The sequence below is a fragment of the Spirillospora sp. NPDC048819 genome (assembly GCF_040650055.1).
Lineage (GTDB): Bacteria > Actinomycetota > Actinomycetes > Streptosporangiales > Streptosporangiaceae > Spirillospora.
Window position 1 is genome coordinate 208,823 of sequence record NZ_JBEZGN010000009.1, and the last position, 19,863, is coordinate 228,685.

13 protein-coding genes and 1 pseudogene are annotated in these 19,863 nt (G+C 69.5%); 7 read left to right on the top strand and 7 right to left on the bottom strand.

Annotation, left to right across the window (positions count from 1 at the left end; all coding sequences use genetic code 11):
• The first annotated feature begins 240 nt into the window (after positions 1-240).
• Positions 241-1,221 carry a trypsin-like peptidase domain-containing protein gene (locus AB0C35_RS15805; protein WP_358455611.1) on the top strand — a complete coding sequence of 327 codons (981 nt, stop codon included), beginning with the start codon at positions 241-243 and terminating at the stop codon, positions 1,219-1,221.
• A gap of 254 nt (positions 1,222-1,475) precedes the next feature.
• Here the strand turns inward: AB0C35_RS15805 and AB0C35_RS15810 are convergent, their stop codons facing one another.
• On the bottom strand, positions 1,476-2,309 hold the full coding sequence (locus AB0C35_RS15810; RefSeq protein ID WP_358455613.1) for an oxygenase MpaB family protein: 834 nt from the start codon (positions 2,307-2,309) through the stop codon (positions 1,476-1,478).
• 88 nt (positions 2,310-2,397) lie between these two features.
• On the opposite strand from AB0C35_RS15810, the gene arfB reads away from it, so the two are divergent.
• The gene (arfB, locus tag AB0C35_RS15815; RefSeq protein ID WP_358455616.1) at positions 2,398-2,823 is read left to right on the top strand and encodes an alternative ribosome rescue aminoacyl-tRNA hydrolase ArfB; all 426 of its coding nucleotides are present in this window, start codon (positions 2,398-2,400) and stop codon (positions 2,821-2,823) included.
• A gap of 98 nt (positions 2,824-2,921) precedes the next feature.
• Here the strand turns inward: arfB and AB0C35_RS15820 are convergent, their stop codons facing one another.
• The 4 genes from AB0C35_RS15820 to AB0C35_RS15835 all read right to left on the bottom strand — a co-directional run bounded on the left by AB0C35_RS15820 (position 2,922) and on the right by AB0C35_RS15835 (position 7,283).
• Complete coding sequence (locus AB0C35_RS15820) at positions 2,922-3,749, bottom strand: methyltransferase domain-containing protein (RefSeq protein ID WP_358455619.1); 828 nt, start codon at positions 3,747-3,749, stop codon at positions 2,922-2,924.
• A gap of 156 nt (positions 3,750-3,905) precedes the next feature.
• Positions 3,906-4,580, bottom strand: coding sequence for an alpha/beta hydrolase (locus AB0C35_RS15825; protein WP_358455622.1), 675 nt, complete (start codon positions 4,578-4,580; stop codon positions 3,906-3,908).
• A 985-nt stretch (positions 4,581-5,565) separates the two neighbouring features.
• The gene (locus AB0C35_RS15830) at positions 5,566-6,546 is read right to left on the bottom strand and encodes an IS30 family transposase (protein WP_358455625.1); all 981 of its coding nucleotides are present in this window, start codon (positions 6,544-6,546) and stop codon (positions 5,566-5,568) included.
• A gap of 290 nt (positions 6,547-6,836) precedes the next feature.
• Positions 6,837-7,283 (bottom strand): PaaI family thioesterase, encoded by a 447-nt coding sequence (locus AB0C35_RS15835; protein ID WP_358455627.1) that lies wholly within the window; start codon positions 7,281-7,283, stop codon positions 6,837-6,839.
• A 264-nt stretch (positions 7,284-7,547) separates the two neighbouring features.
• Between AB0C35_RS15835 and AB0C35_RS15840 the strand changes: the two genes are divergently transcribed.
• The 5 genes and pseudogenes from AB0C35_RS15840 to AB0C35_RS15860 all read left to right on the top strand — a co-directional run bounded on the left by AB0C35_RS15840 (position 7,548) and on the right by AB0C35_RS15860 (position 15,317).
• Positions 7,548-8,810: a DUF222 domain-containing protein gene (locus tag AB0C35_RS15840; protein ID WP_358455630.1), complete on the top strand. Its 1,263-nt coding sequence runs from the start codon at positions 7,548-7,550 to the stop codon at positions 8,808-8,810.
• Positions 8,811-8,853: 43 nt separating this feature from the next.
• A complete protein-coding gene (locus tag AB0C35_RS15845) occupies positions 8,854-9,420 on the top strand; it encodes an MrpF/PhaF family protein (RefSeq protein WP_358455633.1) in 567 nt (188 codons plus the stop codon).
• Between the two features lie 102 nt (positions 9,421-9,522).
• Positions 9,523-10,481, top strand: a pseudogene (locus AB0C35_RS15850) (IS481 family transposase).
• A gap of 355 nt (positions 10,482-10,836) precedes the next feature.
• The gene (locus tag AB0C35_RS15855; protein ID WP_358455636.1) at positions 10,837-12,759 is read left to right on the top strand and encodes an HSP90 family protein; all 1,923 of its coding nucleotides are present in this window, start codon (positions 10,837-10,839) and stop codon (positions 12,757-12,759) included.
• Entirely contained in the window at positions 12,759-15,317 is a 2,559-nt protein-coding gene (locus AB0C35_RS15860) for a hypothetical protein (protein ID WP_358455638.1), read from the top strand. The genes AB0C35_RS15855 and AB0C35_RS15860 overlap by 1 nt, the downstream gene beginning before the upstream one ends.
• Before the next feature lie 91 nt (positions 15,318-15,408).
• On the opposite strand, the gene AB0C35_RS15865 is transcribed toward AB0C35_RS15860, so the two are convergent.
• Both AB0C35_RS15865 and AB0C35_RS15870 read right to left on the bottom strand, forming a co-directional pair.
• Complete coding sequence (locus tag AB0C35_RS15865) at positions 15,409-16,329, bottom strand: N-acetylmuramoyl-L-alanine amidase (protein ID WP_358455641.1); 921 nt, start codon at positions 16,327-16,329, stop codon at positions 15,409-15,411.
• A gap of 79 nt (positions 16,330-16,408) precedes the next feature.
• The gene (locus AB0C35_RS15870; protein ID WP_358455644.1) at positions 16,409-19,819 is read right to left on the bottom strand and encodes a BTAD domain-containing putative transcriptional regulator; all 3,411 of its coding nucleotides are present in this window, start codon (positions 19,817-19,819) and stop codon (positions 16,409-16,411) included.
• Positions 19,820-19,863: the final 44 nt, after the last annotated feature.

Below are 19,863 nucleotides of genomic sequence, written 5' to 3' on the forward strand. Positions count from 1 at the left end.
GACCGTGCATGCCGTCGGACCGTGCATGCCGTCGGACCGTGCATGACGTCGGACCGTGCATGACGTCAGGCCGTGCATGACGTCAGGTTGGCGCCGACGCCGAGGGCGCGGGGCACCGCACACCGCCTCGGTCGCGGTTTTCGTGCCATGTCAGCATTCAGCACACTTTCAGGTTGGATCCAGGCGGGCTGCAGCCCCGAGGCGCACTCTCGATGGTGAGTGAACGACAGGGGGATCCGTATGAACACCGACCGGCCGCCGGAGCGGCCATCGGAGCCCGGAAGACCGGGCTTCACACCGCACTGGGAGCAGCCGACCTGGCAGGGACCGGGGAACGTCCCGCCGTCGGCCGCGAGCCCAACTCCGCATCCGGCACCACGTCCGGCACCGAGTCCGGGCCCGCTCGGCACGACACGGCACAAGATCGCGGCGATCGGTGCCGCCACCGCGCTGGCCCTGGGGGCGGGCATCGCGGGCGCGGGCGTCACCATGGCGCTGACACACGAGCGCACCGTCTACGCGAGCCCGACGGCCGTATCGGGAACATCGTCCGGCGGCGGCACGACCGCGCAGGTCGCAGCCGCAGTCCAGCCGAGCGTGGTGTCGATCCAGACCCAGACGACGGCGGGCACCAGCGGCGGTTCCGGCGTCATCCTGCGCTCGGACGGCGTGATTCTCACGAACGCGCACGTCGTCGAGGGCGCCCGGCAGGTGACGGTGAAGTTCAGCGACGGCCGGACCGCGTCCGCGCAGGTCCTCGGCACCGACACCGGCGACGACATCGCCGTGATCAAGGCGCAGGGGGTGTCGGGTCTCAAACCCGCCACCCTCGGCGACAGCGACGACCTCGCCGTCGGTGACACGGTCCTCGCGGTCGGCAGCCCGCTCGGTCTGGACGGATCGGTGACCTCGGGGATCGTCAGCGCGCTGGGCCGCGAGATCCAGGAAGGGCAGGACGACCAGCAGCTCCCGCCGGGCCTTCGGGACCGGCTGAGCCAACAGGAGCAGACCGTCATCCAGAACGCGATCCAGACCGATGCGGCCATCAACCCCGGCAACTCCGGCGGCGCGCTCGTCAACGCCTCCGGTCACGTGATCGGCGTGAACACCGCCATCGCCACCGCCGGGGAGAGCAGCGGCAACATCGGCGTCGGCTTCGCCATCCCGATCAATTCCGCAAAGAAGACCGCCGACGAGATCATCGCCGGCGCCTCGGTCTGACCCGGGCGCCGTCCGGCCAGGCTCTGGGGGGAGCGGGCGGACGGGCGGCGGAACCGGGTCAGAAGGTCCCTCCCAACCGGGCCGGGTGGGGAGGGACCGAGCAAGGGAGAGCGGCCGCGTGGCTACCCTGTGGGCCACGCGGCCGCACCCGCTCCCACGCCGACCCACTTTCACAGCCACACGGCCGCGCCCACTTTCACAGCCACACGGCGGCAGTGTGCGCTCCCGCAGCCACACGGCACTGCCCGCTCGCGTCAGCTGGACCTGACCGAGATCGTGGGTCGCCGCTGCTTCACCTTCGCCAGCATCCTCCGCGTTGAGCGCAGGTAGGCGTCCCGGGGCAGCGTGCGGGCCCGCAACGGCAGCCGCGGATACACGACCGCCAGCAGATCGACCAAGAGCCGGAACCGCCGCTCTCGCGCAGCGTCCCATTTCCACCCGTACTGCTCGCGGATCGGCGCGGGCATCAGCCCCGCCGTGAGCAGCCGGATCACCATCATCCCGGGCGCGTTCAGCGGCCCGCCCGGCAGCTTCTTCCAGCCCAGCACCTGGTCCGCCACCGCTCGCGACGCATCGCTGATCTCCAAGTTCTGGAGCATGTCCGCGTAGTACTCGCGGAACTGCGGGTAGTTCCCCGGCATCCGCTTCTCGGGGCAACCCAGGATCGTCGCGTAGGTCTTGCTCTGCTGGTAGAACTCCTCAAGCTCCGCCTCGTCGAACGTCCGCCGGAAGAGCAACTGGTAGAACTGCGCGGCCACCGCGAACAGCGTGGAGGCGACCCACACCTGAAGCTCGGGGTCATTCGCCTCGTAGTCGGGTCCGGTGATGGACTCGTGCCCCTTGGTGACCAGTGCACTGAGGGTCTCGGCCTCCTCCCGCGTCCCGAACTGCACCGTGTAGAGCCAACCCATCGTGTTCCGCAGGCGCCGCACCGGATCGTCCGCCGTGTAACTGTGGTCGTAGACGCCCTGCGCCACCTTGGGGTGCGCGGTCTGCAGCAGCGACGCGGCCCCACCCGCCGCGATGAGCACACCCTCCTGCGCGATCACACGGATGAGGTCGCCGTCCTGGAACACTCCTTCAGCCATGCCGATCATTGTAAGTAAGTACTTGCAGTCGCCACCAATCGGGGTTTACTCGCACGACAAGATCACCCCGCCCTGCGACAATGGGGACATGCCTGACCAGATCCATGTCCGCGGTTCGGTCTCCATCCCGGAGTCCGAGCTCAGCTGGCGTTTCTCCCGTTCCTCGGGGCCTGGCGGGCAGCACGTCAACACCAGCGCCACCGCCGCCGAACTCTCCTTCGACGTCGCGAACTCCCCGTCCCTCCCCGACACATTGAAGTCCCGCGCCCTGGACCGCCTGGCAGGCCGCCTCGTCCGCGGCGTCCTCACCATCCGCGCCGAGGAGTACCGCTCCCAGCTCCGCAACCGCGACGCCGCCCGCACCCGCCTGGCCACGATCCTCGCCGACGCCACGGCCCCGCCCCCGAAGAAGCGCATCCCCAAGAAGGTCCCCCGCGGCATCAACGAACGCCGCCTGGAGAACAAGAAGCGCCGCTCCGCCATCAAACGCCAACGCTCCAGCCGCTGGGACTGACCCCCAAGCCCCGACACAGTGTGAATCGATGGCTCGGGTCCGCGCCCTCATGCTCTGGTCAGTCAAGTGCGCTGGTAGCTCTCGACTTGATCACTTGGTTAGGCGCGGTTGTGTTCCGCTCGGGAGCGTTGAGCGGTGACGATCCAGGCGCGGGAGTCGAACCGGACACCGTCGTCGGTCAGGTGCGCGGCGAGAGCTTCGCGCAGGCGCTCGACCGCGCGGGTCGCGGTGGCGGCGTCCAGCCTCTTCAGGGCCTCAACGGTGGACGTGAAGCCGCGGACCCAACCGAGTGCGGCGGCCACGTCCGGACCGTAGTAGACCGGTTCGTGGACGTCGGTGAACGCGACGTCATCGAACCCTGCAGCCTTCAGGATCTCCCGAACGGTCAGCGGGTCGGCTAGCGAGAACGGATCCGGTCCCTCACAGGCACCGGCCATCGGCTGTTCGGCTGCTGCTCCGAGAGACCGGCGGATGGTAACGTCCCACTCGTTGCGCTCGCGTGCCTGCCAGACCATCATGACCAGGCGTCCGGCAGGGTGCAGCGACCGTCCGATGTTGGTGAACGCGGCAACGGGGTCGTCGAAGAACATCGTGCCGAACCTGCTCATGGCCAGGTCGAAGTGCTCCGGCGGAAAGCCGTGGACTTGTGCGTCGGCGTGCTCGAAGGTGACGTTGCCGAGTCCGTCCGCCCGGGCCAGCTCGCGGGCGCGCTTGATCGCGGGCGCCGAGACGTCCACCCCGAACGCACTACCCGCCACGGCCTTACGCGCGGCCTGCCGGGTCGTCTGCCCAGTACCACAGCCGATGTCGAGGACGTGGTCGTGCGCCTGGACGCCGACAGCCCGGCGCAGGACCTCGTTGTGCCGCCGCAGTTCAGCGTCGTAGCCGCTGGTGCCGGGCGTATTCTCACCTGCCCCGTGTCGCATCGCAGTCCCTTCACGACGGCCCAGGCCGTCTGGGCACAGTCGGTCACCGGCATCCATCATGAACGCCCCGTTCACCCCCCAAGGCCGGTTGGCCGGCCGGAGACCGGCAGGTGTCCTTCGCGCGGGAAGGCACGACACGATGCCCGCTATGCCCGGCTAGTGGCCACCGATCAGTCCCTGCTCGGCGGCGTACGCTTCAAGACGGTCCACCAGCTCATGCGGACGGCTCAGCGCGGGCGTGTGCCCACCGTCGATCTCATCCGGCGTGATGCCCAGACGCTCCCGGGCCACGCGACGAAGGAACCCAGCGGGGAACAAGCGGTCGTCGCGACCGATCAGGACCCGCGTGGGGAGACCGGGCCAAGCCCTGAACGGCGCCGGCTCCCCCATCCGAGCCTCAGACTGGTTGCGCCCACGCTCCATCGCCTCGGCGGCCAGCTCCGGTGAAACATCCTGATAAAACAGGGCGATCGCATCGTCGTAGTCGTCCCGCACCTCCTCGTCATATCTCGTATGGGCCCAGTAATCGGCGGGCGCCTCGCCCGGCGCGGGGATCATGGGCGCGACCAGGACGAGCAGTTCCACCGCCACCCGGTCGCAGACGGGCGGGGCGACGAAGCCGCCGAACGATTGCGCGACGACGATCAGATCGGTCCGGTCGCCGACCGCACCGACCACGGCATCGACGTATTCGGGCAGGCCCGCCGAGTCGTCGTCGCAGGGAAGATCCGGCGCGGCGGTGTCATGACCTCGCGCCCGCAGTCCGGCCTCCACCAGATGCCAGTACCAGCCGACATCTCCAGCGCCGTGGATCAAGACGAATGTGGCCACACTCAGCCCCCTTCCTCTCAGATACCCGATAGGCCACGCCACGCTTCCGGTCTGGTGGTGACGTTTCGTAGTGACGTTTTGGTGATGACGTTAGGCCACGGTGCCGACACTCTCGCGGCGACGCCAAGCCGACTCGCATTGACGGTAGGTGGCCGAAGCCGCCGGAATGGCTCGACGAGCCGCGGCGGCGCAGATCCCGGTGTAGTCGCAACCCGTCGCTGATCACAATCCAGCCGCGGCCGAGGCGCGGTCCAGGACGGCCAGACGATACCGACGCAGCAGGCCCAGCAACTCGTGATCTTCATCATTACCGAGCGGATTGTCGCTGGGTCGTGACGGCGGCGGCATGGGCTTGGTGGCGTCGTCGCCACTGAGGCACGGATGGGCGAGTGGCAACGATAGAACGTCAACTCGCCTGCGCTGCGGTTGCGTCGGACCAGCAGCCACCGGTACCCATGCCGCCAAAGTTGTCGTCGCAGTCGAAGTCGACCAGTAGCTCAGAAGCTGAACCGGTGTCCTTCGCGTCGACCCGTCGGATACGCCTTTGCGGCCATGCCTTCGTGTGAGCAGGGGCGTGGCGACCTGGTCGGCGCGACGAACACCAACGCCCAAGGCGACCCGGCGGCAGGAGACGTCGGCCGAAACGAAGCCGACCAGCCGGGACTCCACCTCGCACCTCAGGTCGGACGCTGGGGCAGATCTCTTCACCGATCAACCCCTCGACGGTCACACCAGCGCTCAACGCGCGGGCGACCATCCAAGCGTTCAACGCGCCCTCGGTGACGAACCGCAGGTCGTCGGGCTTCCGTCCGCCTCCCGTCCGTCGGTGTCGACGCTCTGCACCGCCGGCAGACACAAATCCGGGTCGACAAAGGCGTACCCCGGCATCGGCGGCATGGCTTAGGAACACCGCGGCCTGGCTGTTCCTTCGCCACCACGCACCCACACCAGCGGCGGCCGCCTCCGGAGCAAGGTCACCCTGTCCTCAACCGGTGGAAGCAACTCCGCTGATCAGTAGCTCGGCGAACACTTCCTTGGGCTTCTTGAACCCGAAGATAGCGCGGGGCCGGTTGTTGAGCTCGTCGGCGACGGCCTGCAGATAGTCCGGGTCGCCTGTGATCGTGGTGCCTTTGGGGAAATACTCCCGCAGCCAGCGGTTGGTGTTCTCGTTGGTGCCGCACTCCCACGGCGAGTGCGGATGGGCGAAGTACACCGGCAGGCGGGCCTTGAGGGTGATCGCGGCGTGGTCGGCCATCTCCGACCCGCAGTCCCACGTCAGCGACCGGCGCACCACGTCCGGCAGCCCGCGGACCTGGTCGATGACGGCCTCGGACACGGTGGTGGCGTCCCGTCCGGCCAGCGGCACCAGCACCACGAACCGCGACACCCGCTCCACGAGTGTGGCCACGGCGGTCTTGCCGTCCTTGCCGACGACGAGATCCCCCTCCCAGTGCCCGGGAACCCGCCGGTCGACGGCGTCGGCGGGCCGCTCCTCGATCCACCGGATCCCGCGGATCCGCGGCGCCCGCGGGGCGCGGCCGTGCGCCGGCTTGCGGCGAGTGCGGCCCGATCGCAACGTCAGGCACTGGCGGGCCAGTTCACCCTTGGGCAGTGCGTAGATCCAGCCGTAGATCGCCTCGTGGGACACCCTCACATGCTGATCGCCGGGATGGTCGATCGGCAACCGCCCGGCCACCTGCTGCGGCGACCAGCCCTGCTTGAGCAGTTCGACCACCACCAGCCGCAGGTAGGCGTCGGCGTCGATCTTGCGGGTCTTGGGCCGCCGCCGCGCCCGCTGCGCCGTCCGGTCGGCCCGCACCGCCCGGTACCGGTCCCGCCCGCCGTGCCGGGCGATCTCGCGAGACACGATGCTCGGGCACCGTCCGATCCGTCCCGCAATCGCCCTGCTCTCCAGTCCCTCGGCGATTCCCCGGGAAATCTCCTCCCGGTCCTGCAATGTCAGCATCTGACGCACCGCCCCCACGGCAACTTCCCCCGGCGATCAACTCGCCGAGCAGAACTACACCACTGCGAGATCAGTTGCTACGACCGGTTGAGGGCAGGCACGACTTACCGCGGCCGCACCAGACAGGAAGCCGCTCAGTCCAGAAGCACGACAACTCGCGTTCGCGCGAACGGATAGAAGGAATCGGCCCGGTGCTCGTGTGGACACGGACGCGCTGCCTCCTTCGAGGATTTGGCAGCCTCGAAGCAGAACCTCGCCGCTCCCCATTCACAACCGCTCCCCAGACGGCATCAGGGTTGATTGGCCGCCTGGTCGAGTGGAATGACGCGGGCAGTCGCCGAAGCGGTGGCGATGATCGCTCCGTCCGAGTCGGTGAGAGCTCCTTCCAGGGAAGCCAGGTCACCGTTCCGGTGGATTACCCGTCCCTTTCCAACGATTCGTCCGGGCCGGACTGGACGCAGGAAGTTGACCTTGAGTTCCGCGGTGGACTGAAACTCATCGGGCTCCAGTGTGGCGAGAAGCGCGGGGCCGACGGTGTCATAGAGCATCGCAGCGAGGAAGGCTCCGAGAACGTTGCCCGCCGGGTTGACGAAATCCTCGGTTCCTGTGAAGGCCACCTCGATCGTGCCATTGTCGGTGTCCGCGTCAATGAACTCGAAGCCCAGCGTGGCGGCCGCAGGCGGAATCGGAGCGCGGCCCTCCACTCCGTCCCAGAACGGCCCTGTCCGTGCGGCCATGCCAACTCCCCTCTCTCAGCGGTCCATAGGCAACGCTAACCTTCCTCGGGCCGCCGCAGGCCCGATGCTGGTCCACCTGTCGGGGACGGGCTCCTCCGGCACCCGTCCGCCCGCAACGCCACCGCCGGCCAACAACCCGACAATCGAAATGTCCAATTTGCCCATTCGGGCGAATCTCTGCCTATCCGCGCGGTGACATTAATCCATCCTCGTTTTCGCCGATCGCGGCAGCATGCTGTCGTCACCCTGCGCTATGGTTCGTACATGTGTTCGACAGAGATCGCCTTCGCCGAGGCGTCCACCACGGAATTGGTGAACGTCCTCACTGCGGTCGCCGCCGAACTCGCCAACCGCGAACCATCCGAATCACCGGCCGTATGCATGGAACTCAGCCAAACCCTCGCGGGCGCCACCGACCGACTCGAGTCAGCCCTCGCCGGGTTCATCTCCGTGGTCGACAAGTCCCGAGAGGTGCAGCGCTGGGGGCTGCCGTCCACACAAGCCTGGCTACGATCCCACTTGGGCATGCGCGACACCCGCGCCAAGGAACGCCTCACCCTCGCCCGGCAGCGCCACCGCCTCCACACCGTCGCCCAACGATTGGCCACCGGTGAACTGTCCTTCGGCTACGCCACCGCCATCGCCGGTTCCGTGGCCCGCCTGGACGACGAGGACTGCCGGGCCGCCGAGAACATCCTGCTGGGGATGGTCGACCAGCAGTTTTCGGCAGGAAAGGTCGCCGCGTTCGGCCGCCGGATCCATGACGTCATCGCCGAACGCGACGGCACGGAAGAACCTGACGCCGACTCACGCCACGGTTATGAGCGGTCCTGGGTCGACTCCACCAGATCGTTGGACGGCGGCCGGTACATCAAGGGCTGGCTCAACGCCGAGGACGCCGCCGTCTGGGACGGCACTTTGGGTCCACTGGCCAAACCCGCCGGCACCGAAGACCACCGCGACCTGCCCGAACGGACGGCGGCCGCGCTCACCACAGTCCTTTCGGGTGGACACAAGGCCACCAAGGTCACCGTCATCTGCGATCTGGACACCCTCACCGGCGGCAACGTCCCGGCACGCCTCACCGACGGCACTCCCATTCCCGCAGAGCAGGCACGCCGCATCGCCCTCTCAGCAGGCGTATCACCCATCATCCTGGGACACGGCAGCATTCCCCTGTACCTCGGACGCCTCCACCGGTTCGCCAGCTCCGGCCAACGGCAAGTCCTAGAAGCCCTCTACCCGACATGCGCGGTGGTGGGCTGCGAGGTCCCCGGCACCCTCTGCGAAGTCGATCACGTAGAGGGGTGGGCCCTCGGCGAAGGCCCCACCGATATAGACAAACTCACCCTCACCTGCGGCTGGCACAACAGGTACAAACACGTCAATCCCAGCCGGATCACCATCGGCCACACCCCCGACGGCCTGTACAGATACCACCTCAAGCCACCCGGAACCGACGCCGACGGAAAATCAGAAACACCCACTGCAACCGGCCGCCCACCTCCTTGGCCCCAGGCCGCATGACCTCGGCGCACCACGCGACCCACCGCGGCCCGAAAGCCCCGTCATGTTCTCCCAGGTCCTCCAGAGGGCCGCTGGCCTTCCGGCGAAATGTTTTTCAGCGCCTCCGACATCATCGAAAAGCGACGCGGCTTCACCACGCTGGCGCCAGCACTGCTTCCACCGCTGCCTGCAGCACTGCAGTCCACCCTGCACGGCCCCGGCCGGACGGGCCCCACCGGACGGCCGCGCCAGACGGCCGCGCCAGACGCCCCAGAACGACCCGCCGGAGGGCCCGTTGGACAGCCTCTGCCGACCTGATCGCCACTGGCTCGCTGGTCACCCGCCGGTTGGCGCTGCTGGGTTGGCACTGCTGGCCGCCACCTACGATCGGCCCGTCTACCTCGACGTCGCCCTGGTGCCGGCGCTGCTGTCATTCGCCGGGAGGCTGCTGCCGGGCACGGCGTCATTTGGCCCCTCCGTCGAACCGATGCCCCGAGGCGGCACCGGGCCCGTGGGTTGGCATCGAACGAGTGCCGGGCTCCGGGCTGGAGGAGCACCCCAGCCGTCGCCTGGCTTCTGGACCACCACAGCTTCCCGTCGGCACTCCGCAAGGCCGGACGGCGTGCTCTAGCTGTACTTGGTCATGATCTTGGTGACACCTGACCGGTAGTTCTTTGATCAGCAAGAAGACCTCCTTGCGTAGTGGAGTTTCACCGACACCAGGAGGTCTTCGATGGGCCACGCTAACGCCCGGCTGACGTTTCACGGCAGATGCCTGCTGGTTCGCCGTGTCGTGTTCGGGCGCCCGGTCGCGCATGTCGCCGCCGAACTGGGGGTCTCGCGCCCATGCGCGCACCGGTGGGTGGGCCGGTTCCGGAGCCTGGGCTGGGACGGGCTGGCCGAGCGGCGCAGTGGGCCGCGTTCATGCCCATCACGGACGCCTGCCGAGACCGAGCAGCATGTGCTGGCCGCCCGGGAACGCCTTCGCGCGGGACCCGACCACATCGCCGCCACGACCGGGGTGCCGGCCCGCACCGTCACCCGCATCCTGGGCCGCCGCCACGCCGCCGTGCTGTCGGCCTGCGACCCGGTGACCGGCGGCGGATCCGGGCATCCCGCATGAGCCCGCAGCGCTATGAGCACCCGGTGCCGAGCGACATGATCCACCTGGACGACAAGAAACCCGGCCGGATCCCCGACGGCGGCGGCTGGCGCGTGCACGGCCGCAGCGAAGCCGTGCGCGGCCGGGGAATCGGCTACGACCACGTCCACACCGCCATCGACGACCACTCCCGGCTCGCCTACGCCGAGGTCCCGCCGACGAGAAGGGCACCACCAGCGCCGCCTTCCTCACCCACGCCGCCGCCTACTTCGCCGCCCGCGGCATCCCCCGCATCCAGCGGATCCTGACCGACAACGCCATGAACTACCGCGACAGCCACACCTTCCAGCAGGCATGCGCCGAGCTGGGCGCCGGGCAGAAGTGCACCCGCCCCCGGTGCACGTGGATAAACGGCAAAGCGAACGACTCAACCGCACCCTGGCCGCCGAGTGGGCCTACCGCCGGCCCTGCACCAGCAACGACCAGCGCACACAGGCCCTGACCCCTGGCTCGAGCACTACAACACCAAGCGCCCCCACTCGGCCCTGGACGGCAAGCCACCCATCACCCGACTCACACCAAGATCATGACCTGGTACAGCTAGTGAAACTGATCGGTCCAAAGGCCCCGTTGATCGCCTCGGTCGGCGTGAAGACCCGCCAGGCGATGAATCCGGCCGTGACGAGCACGGCGATGGCCAGGAGTTGCTGGCGAGAAACGGGTCGGTGCCGTCCAAGACCGCCGGCCCGAGGTGGGAGACCAGCTCGATGGCCGCCATCGCCAGCATGATGAAGCAGATGCCGGACAGGACGCAGGCCCGCGCCCCCCACCGTCCGAGACCACGAAGCAGTGGAACGCTCAACAGGGGGCGAGACGAACGCCCATCTGGCAGGGGGTGCGTAAATGCCCTGAATTGGTGATCAGCGGCGGATTACAGTGCTTCGGGTGCGCCATACCTTCAACGTGGATCTGCAGGGGATTGTCGACCTGCTCAGCCGTCACCTGTACAGCAGCCCGCGCGTATACGTCCGGGAACTGCTGCAGAACGCCGTCGACGCGACCACCGCGCGCATTCAGGCGGACGGCTCGTCTCCCGGCGGCATCCTCATCGAGCCGCTCGAGACGACCGGCGACGGCACGCTCCGGATCCACGACGCGGGCATCGGGCTGACCGAACCCCAGGTACACGAACTGCTCGCCACGATCGGCAACACCTCCAAGCGGGATTCGCTCGGGTTCGCGCGGCACGACTTCCTCGGGCAGTTCGGGATCGGTCTGCTGTCCTGCTTCCTCGTCGCCGACGAGATCGAGGTGGTGACACGCGGCCCCGGGGACGCCGCGACCGTGGTCTGGCACGGCCACTCCGACGGCAAGTACACCGTGTCCGACGGCCGCCACACCGTGTCGGAGGGATCCGCGCGCGAGGAACAGCGCACCGACAGGCAAGACACCGACAGGCAGGGCACCACTGTCATCCTGCGTGCTCGCAGGGATTTTGAGCACTGGCTCGGCGTCTCCACCGTTACCGAGCTGGCGCGACGGTTCGGCTCGCTGCTTCCGTACGAGGTGCGGGTCGGCGAGGAACTGATCACGTCCGGCGGCCCGCCGTGGCTGGCGCGTCACCCGGACCCGGACACCCGCCGCGAGGCACTGCTGCGCTACGGGACGTCCTTCCTCGGGACGCGGCCGTTCGACGTGATCGACCTTGCGGTCCCCGAGGCGGGGCTGGACGGCGTCGCATTCGTGCTGCCGCAGGAGACGCATCCCGGCGAGCAGATGACCCACAAGGTGTATCTCAAGCGCATGCTCATGGGCGACCGGGTGGAGAAGCTACTGCCCAGCTGGGGCTTCTTCGTCCGCTGCGTGATCAACGCCGACGAGCTGCGACCGACGGCGAGCCGGGAACAGCTGTACGACGACGAACTGCTCGCGACCACCAGGAACGCGCTCGGCGAGCAGCTCCGCGCGTGGCTCGTCCGGCTCGCGACGACCTCACCCGCACGGCTCAGGGCGTTCCTCGCCGTCCACTACCGGGGCGTGATGGCACTCGCGATCCACGACATCGAGATGCTCCGCATCGTGGACGAGTGGATCGAGTTCGAGACCAGCGAGGGCAGGGTCACGCTCAGCGAGTTCCGCCACCGTCACCGCACCATCCACTTCACGTCCGGCACCGAGGAGTTCGCCCAGCTGGCGGGGATCGCGGCGGCGCAGGGCCTCGGGCTGGTCAACGGCGGCTACACCTACCACGTGGAGATCCTCCAGCGGCTGCGCGCACTCGACTCCGATCTCGACGTGCGGCGGCTCGACCCGGCCGATCTCGCCACCCGGTTCGACCCTCTCGATCCCGCCGCCGAGTTCGCGGCCCGCGAGTTCCTTGCGATCGCCCGTGACACGGTCGCCGGTCACGGCTGCGAACCGGTGCTGCGTTCGTTCTCCCCCGCGGACCTGCCCGTCCTTTACCTGGAAGGCCACGACGCGCGGCACGCCGCCGACATGCGGGCGGCGCGGGACGAGGCGGACGGCGTCTGGGCCGAGTTCATCGGCGACGCCACCGAACCCACCGGGGCCGACCAGGGCGAAGCGGAACAGCGCGGAGCCGAACACGGCTGGGCCGAGCAAAGCCGGGTGAGGGGCGGCGCCGCCGGGCCGCCGAAGCCGCTGCTGGTCTTCAACCACCGCAACCCGCTGATCGCCCGGCTGACCAGCACTGCCAACGAGGGGCTCGTCCGGCTCTCGGCCGAGGCGCTGTACGGGTACGCGCTGCTGGCGGGGCAGCGGGCGGTGACCCCGAGCGACGTGGCGGGCGTGAACCGTGCCTTCCTCGGTCTCGTGGAACACGCGATCCACCAGGAGCCGGGCGTCTAATGCTGAGCCGGGACGAACTGTGCAGCCGGCTCGACGCCGCGAACAAGCTCGACTCCGCAGACAACGGCGGCGTGACGACGGAGACGTACTGGCGGACGATGCGGGCCCTCCTGGGCGAGGCCGAGGCGCTCGGCGACACCGCCCTGATCTTCAGGGCCAGGCTCGCCTACGGCTGGGCGCTGCGCGACAGCAAGTCGCCACAGAACGGCTACCGGGAGATCTCCGGCGAATGGCTCGATCTCCTTCGCCGGTGCCTCGTGATGTGGAAGGACGACCCGCATCGCTTTCCGTACCAGCATGTCTCCGCGATGTGGAGCCAGTTCTTCAGCCTCATCAGCTGGTTCATCAAGCACTGTCCCGAACCCGCTGAGCGCGTCCACCGCCTGATCGACGAGCTGGAACGCCAGTGCCTCCCGTCCCGGCCGGTGGTCTTCCACGTCCTCGACGAGTACCGCATGGAGCTCGAAGCCCGGCGAGGAAACCTGGAGGAAGTGGAACGGCTGTGGCGAGAACTTCAGCTGCGGGAACCGCCCAAAGAGCATCTCCAGCCGGACGGCACCGCGTCGGTGAACGCCATCATGTGGCGGCGGCTCGGCCGGGACGATCGCGCCATCGAGACCCTCGCGCCCGTCCTGACCGGCCAGATTCCGTCCCGGCCGAACCGCGTGTACGTGGACGACCTGCTCATTCCATACCTGCGCACCTGCCGGACGGACGAGGCGGTGGCAGCGCATCAGAGCACGTACACGCGGCCAGGCCTGAAGCTGGAGGAGGTCGCGTCCCACTTGGAGTTCTGCGCCCTGACGGGCAACGAGGAGCGCGGCCTCGACGTCCTTCACAGGAACCTCCGCTTCATGGAAGGCGATGTCCGGTCGGTCGAGGGCATGTGGACCGTGGCCGCCGCAGCTCTGCTGTGCCGGCGGATCACGGAGAAGGACCTCGACGAGGAATGGGTGTGGCCGTGCGCAGCCGGCTGCCAGCAGGACCACAGCATCGTGTGGTCCTACGCTGCCCTGGGCGCCGAGCTCCGCTGGCAGGCGATCGATTTCGCCGCGCGTCTCGACGAGTTGAACGGGACGTCCTTCCAGAGTGAGGCGATCTCGAAGCTGCTCCACGCCGAGCCGATCATCGATGACCTGGAACTGCCTCCCGCGATGAGCGAACCCGCACACCGCGCGAAGCCTGGCCTCTCCCCGCATCTGGCCGCTGCCACGGCGGAGGAACTGCGAGCGGAACTCGACCGTGCCCGCCAGATGGACCGCGGGCGGGAGCGGATACTCACGCTGCAGCGACTGCAGCAGAACGCCATCGCGACGGACGAGCAGGGACTCCTCCTGGACGTCCGCTTCGCCTATCTGGACAAGCTGCTGTCTTGCAACCCGACGGCTTGGCGTCCGGAACTCTTCGCCACCTTCGCGACCCTCGTCCACCTCCACGACACCCACTCCACCCCGCAAAACACCCGCCCCACCCCGCAAAACACTGACCCCGCCCTGCGCGACACGGCACCGCCTGACACCGACCCCACCCTGCATGACCCCGCACCGCTCAACACCGACCCCATCCCGCACGACACCCACCCCGCCCTGCATGACCCCGCTCTGCATGACCCTGCTCTGCATGGCACCGACCCGGTCTGCGCGGAGCGGTTGGGGCGGTTGTGGGCGGCGGCGCCCGTCGTCCTGGACCGTGTTCTGAGCCGCGCCACCGTCCACATCGCGCAGATCCGCGGGCTGATGCGCGTCCTCGAACGCCATTGCCGTCCCGGGACCCACGACCTGCACCACCTGCGCTGGTATCAGGTGGAGTTGGAGGTCCGCTGCGGCGACGTGGACGCTGCCCGCTCGGCGTTGGCGCGCTTCGACGCGCTGCCGCCATGCGACACCTACACCACCTGGCCGAACGTCCTGCGCCGGGCGCGATGGTGGCTGGACCTGGGCTTCGACCGCGAGGCGATCGCAGCAATGGCTCCCGTCCTGTCCGGCGACATCCCCGCCGACGAGGACCGGGAGGACTACCTCCTCATGCCGTACCTGCGTTCAGGCCAAGCCGACAAGGCGCGGGCGGTCCACGAACGCACCTTCTCGACGGCCGCCCGGGCACCGGAGATCGCTGCCCACCTGGAGTTCTGCGCCCGTACCGGGGAGCTCACCCGCGCTAAGGAGATCATCCAGCGCAACCTCGGCCTCTACCACGTCTCGTACGACGACTGCGAGTTCAGCTTCGACGACCTCCGGTCCTGCGCCGCGATGGCAGCGGTATGCCGCCGGATCGTGGCGGACGGCGAGGACGAGACCTGGACCTGGCCGGCCGACGAATGCTGTCCCGCCGAGGACGACTGGACCTACGCCAGGATGGCCACCAGCTGCCGGAACGAACTGGCTCTCTTCGGCACCAGATGGGAGGAGCTGACCGGCAGCACCTTCCACACCCACCGCCACGCCGCCATCGCCGACATCGCCATCGCCGACACCCACGCGCACGCGCACGCAGAAGGAGACGCAGACGCCGATACCCCGGTCAGTGATGGGACCGGGCCTACCGCGCTCCCACGATGATTCCCTCACCCGCCGACCCGACCCGCACAACCCACGCCGCTTTGACAACACGCGCGTCTTAGGCCCCGCAGGTTGCGGCGACCCGCACACCCTAAGCAGCACGCGCGGCCTGAACGGCCCCCTTGGTGGGCCAGGTGAGGGCTTTAACGGTGCCCGCCGTGATGCGGGCCGCCTCGGTGCCGTGGTGGATGACCTGGAAACGGACTCGGTACCCGTCGCCGACGGTGTCCGCGGGGAGGCTGTAGTGGACGAAGGTCGAACCCTTGGTCGCGAGGTAATCGGCGATGGGGCCGCCCGCGATGTCGCCGCCGGAGTCGGCGTGCTCGATCGCGCGGGCCCGCAGTCCGGTGCCGGGGGTCAGGCCGTCCACCTGGACGTTCGCCGTGAAGGCGTAGCGGGCGGGGCCTTCGACGAAGGACGGTCCGCCGGCGTCCCGGTGGTGATGCTCGCGGTCGGAGTGCTCCCGGCCCCAGTCGATCGTCACCCAGGTGTTCGGCGGGAGGGACTGCGCGGTGTCCATCGACACGGAGACGTAGTCCGGCAGGTCATATAAGTCTGCGGGCATCCCGGCCCGCACCCAGGCGTACAGCTCGTCGCCGGGGCAGCTCGTCGCGTACACGTCACGGTGCCCGAGCTTCTTCAGTTTGCGGTCCGCGCGGCGGCCCGCCTCGTCGTACAGCCACCGGATGGACCGTTTCGCGGCTGCGGTGGCGTCGCCGTCCCGGCCGATCATGCACACGCCGATGCCGGACGTGTTGTGGTCGGGGGCATGCGCGCCGACGACCAGCCAGCCGCGGCCCGCGTAGATCCGGCCGCTGACGTCGACGAGGAAGTTGTAGCCGATGTCGGCCCAGCCGCGGCCGTCCATGTGGAAGTCCTGGATGCTGCGCACCGACTGGTCGGCGGGGCCTTCGGAGTAGTGGACGACGAACTCAGTCCGCTTGGACCAGCTGACTTTGATGCGGGATCGGGGGGCCCGGGCGTCCCATTCCGCCCGGCTGATGATGTCCATGGGTCTCTCCGGGGGCGTCGATTCCGTGAACGAGCCTACGGGTGTTCACCCCTCAGTGCGACATTAAGTAGCAGAATCATTACTGTTTGTGCACATCGCGGGCCGCGCGAGTGTGGTCACGGGCCGCGTCGTCGTCGCCCGTGCGGTGCGCCAGTTCGGCCAGAACGAGGTGGGTGGATCCCCAGCAGGCGGTCCCCATCCCGGCGACGACGAACTGGTCCGCGTAAGGGAGGAGCCGGCGATACAGGTCACCGGGGTCGGGGGTGCCCAGGCGGGCGGCGACCAGGCCCCAGACCGGGAGGAGGAAGTCGGCGACCCAGTCGTCGGGAATGCCGGTTCCCCAGCGGCCGATCAGCTCGTGAGCCAGTGCGGGACGGTCCGCTTCGACGGCCGCCAGGACGGCGACGGGGCGCAGAGGGACGAGAAGGGGTTCCTCTGCGGCGGCCACCAGCTCGTCCAGCATTTCGGGGACGCGGCCCTGAGCGCGGCGGCACGTGAACGTCGTGACCAGTCGGCGGAACCGGCTGCCCCAGAGGGTTGAGCCGAACTGCATGTCGTGGGCGAGCAGCGCTTCTGCCTCGTCCCACCGGCCGTCCAGGGTGCTGCGGGCGGTCTGGGCGACACGGACCATCGACTCCAGTTCGGGACGGGGTGCCGCGTCGAGGAGGGTCTCGCAGCGGGCCAGCTCGCGGTCCCAGCCGGGCACGTCGCCGTCGCGCAGCAGGCAGGACATCAGGAAGACGCGCGCCATCACCTCGCCGCTGACCGGAAGGCCGGGCAGGTTCGCCAGTTCCTCCGCCGCCGCGCGCCGCTCGGTGTTGCGGCCGGGACGGAACGCCGCGAGCAGGTAGTTGTTCAGCGTCCGGGCGAGGAGCGGGACGTCCCCGGCCTTCCTGGCGATTTCGACGGCCTCGGCGGCGTGGCGTTCGCCTTCGGCGCTGCGCGGTCCGTAGTGCAGTTCGAGTGCGAGGGCGCCGAGAAGCGCCGCCCGGTCGGCGTCGGCCAGCGGGCCGGCGAGGAGGTCCTCGATGATCGCGACCATCTCGCCGTCGACGACGCCGTACGGCCGCCAGTTCCACAGGGACGGTCCGCCGATGGCGGTGACCGCTGGGATCAGGGCGTCGCGGTCGCCGATCGCGCGGGCGATCCGGACCGCGTCCTCCCAGTCGCGGCGCGCCTCTTCCGGCCGTCCGACGGTGCGGCGGGCCTGGCCGAGTTCGGTGCGGATCCTGGCACGTTCGGCGTCCCGGCCGGGCGGGAGGACGGACAGCGCCAGCGCCCACAGGTCGACGGCCTCGGTGTGCGCGAGCTGGCCCGTCGCGTGCCGGGCCGCGCGACACGCGTGCTCGACCGCCTTGTCCGCCCTGGCGGTCCTGTCCGTGCCGCCCAGCTTCGCGGCCTGGGCGAAGTGGTGCGCGAGCGTGGCCGACTCCGCCTCCGGAAGGACGGGTTCCAGCGCCTCCCCCACCCGCAGGTGCAGCCGCGACCGTTCCAGCCGGCTAAGCCCGGCGTAGAGCGCCTCCCGGACGAGGGCGTGCGCGAACCGGTAGTCCGGAGCCGACGGCGTCTCCCCGGCGGGCGGCTCGACCAGCAGGCCGGTCGCGATGGCCGGTTCCATCGCCGTCATGACCTGCTCCGGTGTCATGTCCGTGACCGTTTCGAGCACGTCGATGGCGACGTCGCGTCCGGCGACCGCGGCGGCGCGCAGCAGGGCCCGCGTCTCCTCCGGCAGCCGGGCGACGCGGCGTTCGATCACGTCCCGCGCGCCGCTCGGCACGGTCCCCTCACTGCCGCGCAGGCGCAGGACCTCGCCGAGGTAGAAGGGGTTGCCGCCCGTCCTGTCCAGCAGGGCCTCCACCAGGCCGGGTTCTTCGGTGACGCCCTTCACGCGCAGGTAGGACGCCACGTCGTCCGCGGTGAACGGGCTCAGCTCCACGCGTTCGGCCGACCGCGACAACTCGGCCAGAGTGTCGCGGAGCGCGGCCGGGTGATCGCCGGGTTCGGGACGGCACGTGACGAAGACCAGCAGCCGGTGCCGGACGGCCGCGTCCGCCACGAAGGACAGCAGCCGCAGCGACGACACGTCCGCCCAGTGCAGATCGTCCAGGACGATCGTCAATGGCGTCTCGTCCCGCGTCAGAACGTCTGCGACCTGCTCGAACAGGGCGAACAAGGCGGCGTCGGGGTCCTGTCCAGGGGAGTCCGGCACGGGAAAGTCCGGTGCGGGGGCGTTCGGTGCAAGGGCGTTCGGTGCAGTGGCGTTCGGTGCAGTGGCGTTCGGTGCAGTGGCGTTCGGTGCAGGGGCGTTCGGTGCGGGGGAGAGCGTTTGCGCGGCGAGCAGTCCGGACTCGTCGCCCGCCTCGCGGACGATCTGCCTCCACGGCCAGAACGCGGGCGCGGTGCCGTCCACGCAGCGTCCCCACGCGAGGCGGAACCCGCGGGCGGCGGCCAGGTCGGCGGCGGCCCGGACGAGCCGGGTCTTGCCGATGCCGGCCTCCCCGGTCACCAGGACGACGCCGCCCCGCCCGCGCCGGGCCTCACCGAGGCACCGTTCGACCAGCACCATCTGCGCCGACCGTGCGACCAGGCCGTCCACATTCGGTTCCGTGCCCGCCACGACGGACGTCGCCGTGACGGACGCCGCCGTGGCGGACGGCACCGTGACGGACGCCGCCTCACCCAGCGGCCTACGCTGTGCCTCGCGTGGGGGTAGGCGGAGGCCGGGCGACTGCTCGAACACCGCCCGCTCCAACTCCTGAAGCTCAGGCCCCGGACGAAGCCCGAGGTCGTCCGACAGTCGTGCCTTGACTCGGCGCAGCGCGGCCAGGGCGTCGGCCTGGCGTCCGGCGCGATAGAGCGCGAGGACGAGCAGCGACCACGCGCGTTCGCGGTAAGGCCCGTCCTCGACGAGCGCCTCCAGCCCCGGGACCAGGGACGCGGCCTCACCGAGTGCCAGCCGGGCGTCGAACCGGTCCTCCAGCGCGGCCGCGCGCAGTTCGGTGAGGCGGGCGGCGGCGGGCCTGGCGAACTCCTGGTCGGCGAACTCCCCCAGCGGATCACCGCGCCACAGGCCAAGGGCCCGGTCCAGTGTCTCGACCGCCTCCGTGTACGCGTCGCGGGCGAGAGCCTCGCGGCCTTCGTCCACCCAAGCGGTGAATCGCCACAGGTCGATGCGTCCCGGCGGGACGGCGAGCTGGTAGCCGGGCTCGCGGGTCAGCAGGACGGACGGCGGTGTACGCGGCGCCCGGCCGGGCTCCAGCACTTTGCGGAGGTGGGCGATGTAGGCCTGCAGTGTCCGGGTCGCCTGGGCGGGCGGCTCCCCGGCCCACAGTTCGTCGATCAGCCGGTCCAGCGACACCACGCGGCCGGGTTCCAGCGCCAGCATCGCCACCAGCGCGCGCTGCTTGCGCGTACCGAGGTCGAGCGCATGGCCCGAGCCGTCCGCGACCTCAAGGGGGCCGAACAGCCGGAACACCGGTCCCTTCGCCATCACCCTCCCGAATCGCACGAGTTTCCAGCTTACGGGCACCTCAA

Coding starts and splice junctions, on each gene's coding strand:
- AB0C35_RS15820 (WP_358455619.1), bottom strand. CDS start 3,749: ATGCGACACGGGGCAGGTGAGAATACGCCCGGCACCAGCGGCTACGAC.
- AB0C35_RS15830 (WP_358455625.1), bottom strand. CDS start 6,546: ATGCTGACATTGCAGGACCGGGAGGAGATTTCCCGGGGAATCGCCGAG.
- AB0C35_RS15810 (WP_358455613.1), bottom strand. CDS start 2,309: ATGGCTGAAGGAGTGTTCCAGGACGGCGACCTCATCCGTGTGATCGCG.
- AB0C35_RS15845 (WP_358455633.1), top strand. CDS start 8,854: ATGTTCTCCCAGGTCCTCCAGAGGGCCGCTGGCCTTCCGGCGAAATGT.
- AB0C35_RS15870 (WP_358455644.1), bottom strand. CDS start 19,819: ATGGCGAAGGGACCGGTGTTCCGGCTGTTCGGCCCCCTTGAGGTCGCG.
- AB0C35_RS15840 (WP_358455630.1), top strand. CDS start 7,548: ATGTGTTCGACAGAGATCGCCTTCGCCGAGGCGTCCACCACGGAATTG.
- AB0C35_RS15865 (WP_358455641.1), bottom strand. CDS start 16,329: ATGGACATCATCAGCCGGGCGGAATGGGACGCCCGGGCCCCCCGATCC.
- AB0C35_RS15835 (WP_358455627.1), bottom strand. CDS start 7,283: ATGGCCGCACGGACAGGGCCGTTCTGGGACGGAGTGGAGGGCCGCGCT.
- arfB (WP_358455616.1), top strand. CDS start 2,398: ATGCCTGACCAGATCCATGTCCGCGGTTCGGTCTCCATCCCGGAGTCC.
- AB0C35_RS15860 (WP_358455638.1), top strand. CDS start 12,759: ATGCTGAGCCGGGACGAACTGTGCAGCCGGCTCGACGCCGCGAACAAG.
- AB0C35_RS15805 (WP_358455611.1), top strand. CDS start 241: ATGAACACCGACCGGCCGCCGGAGCGGCCATCGGAGCCCGGAAGACCG.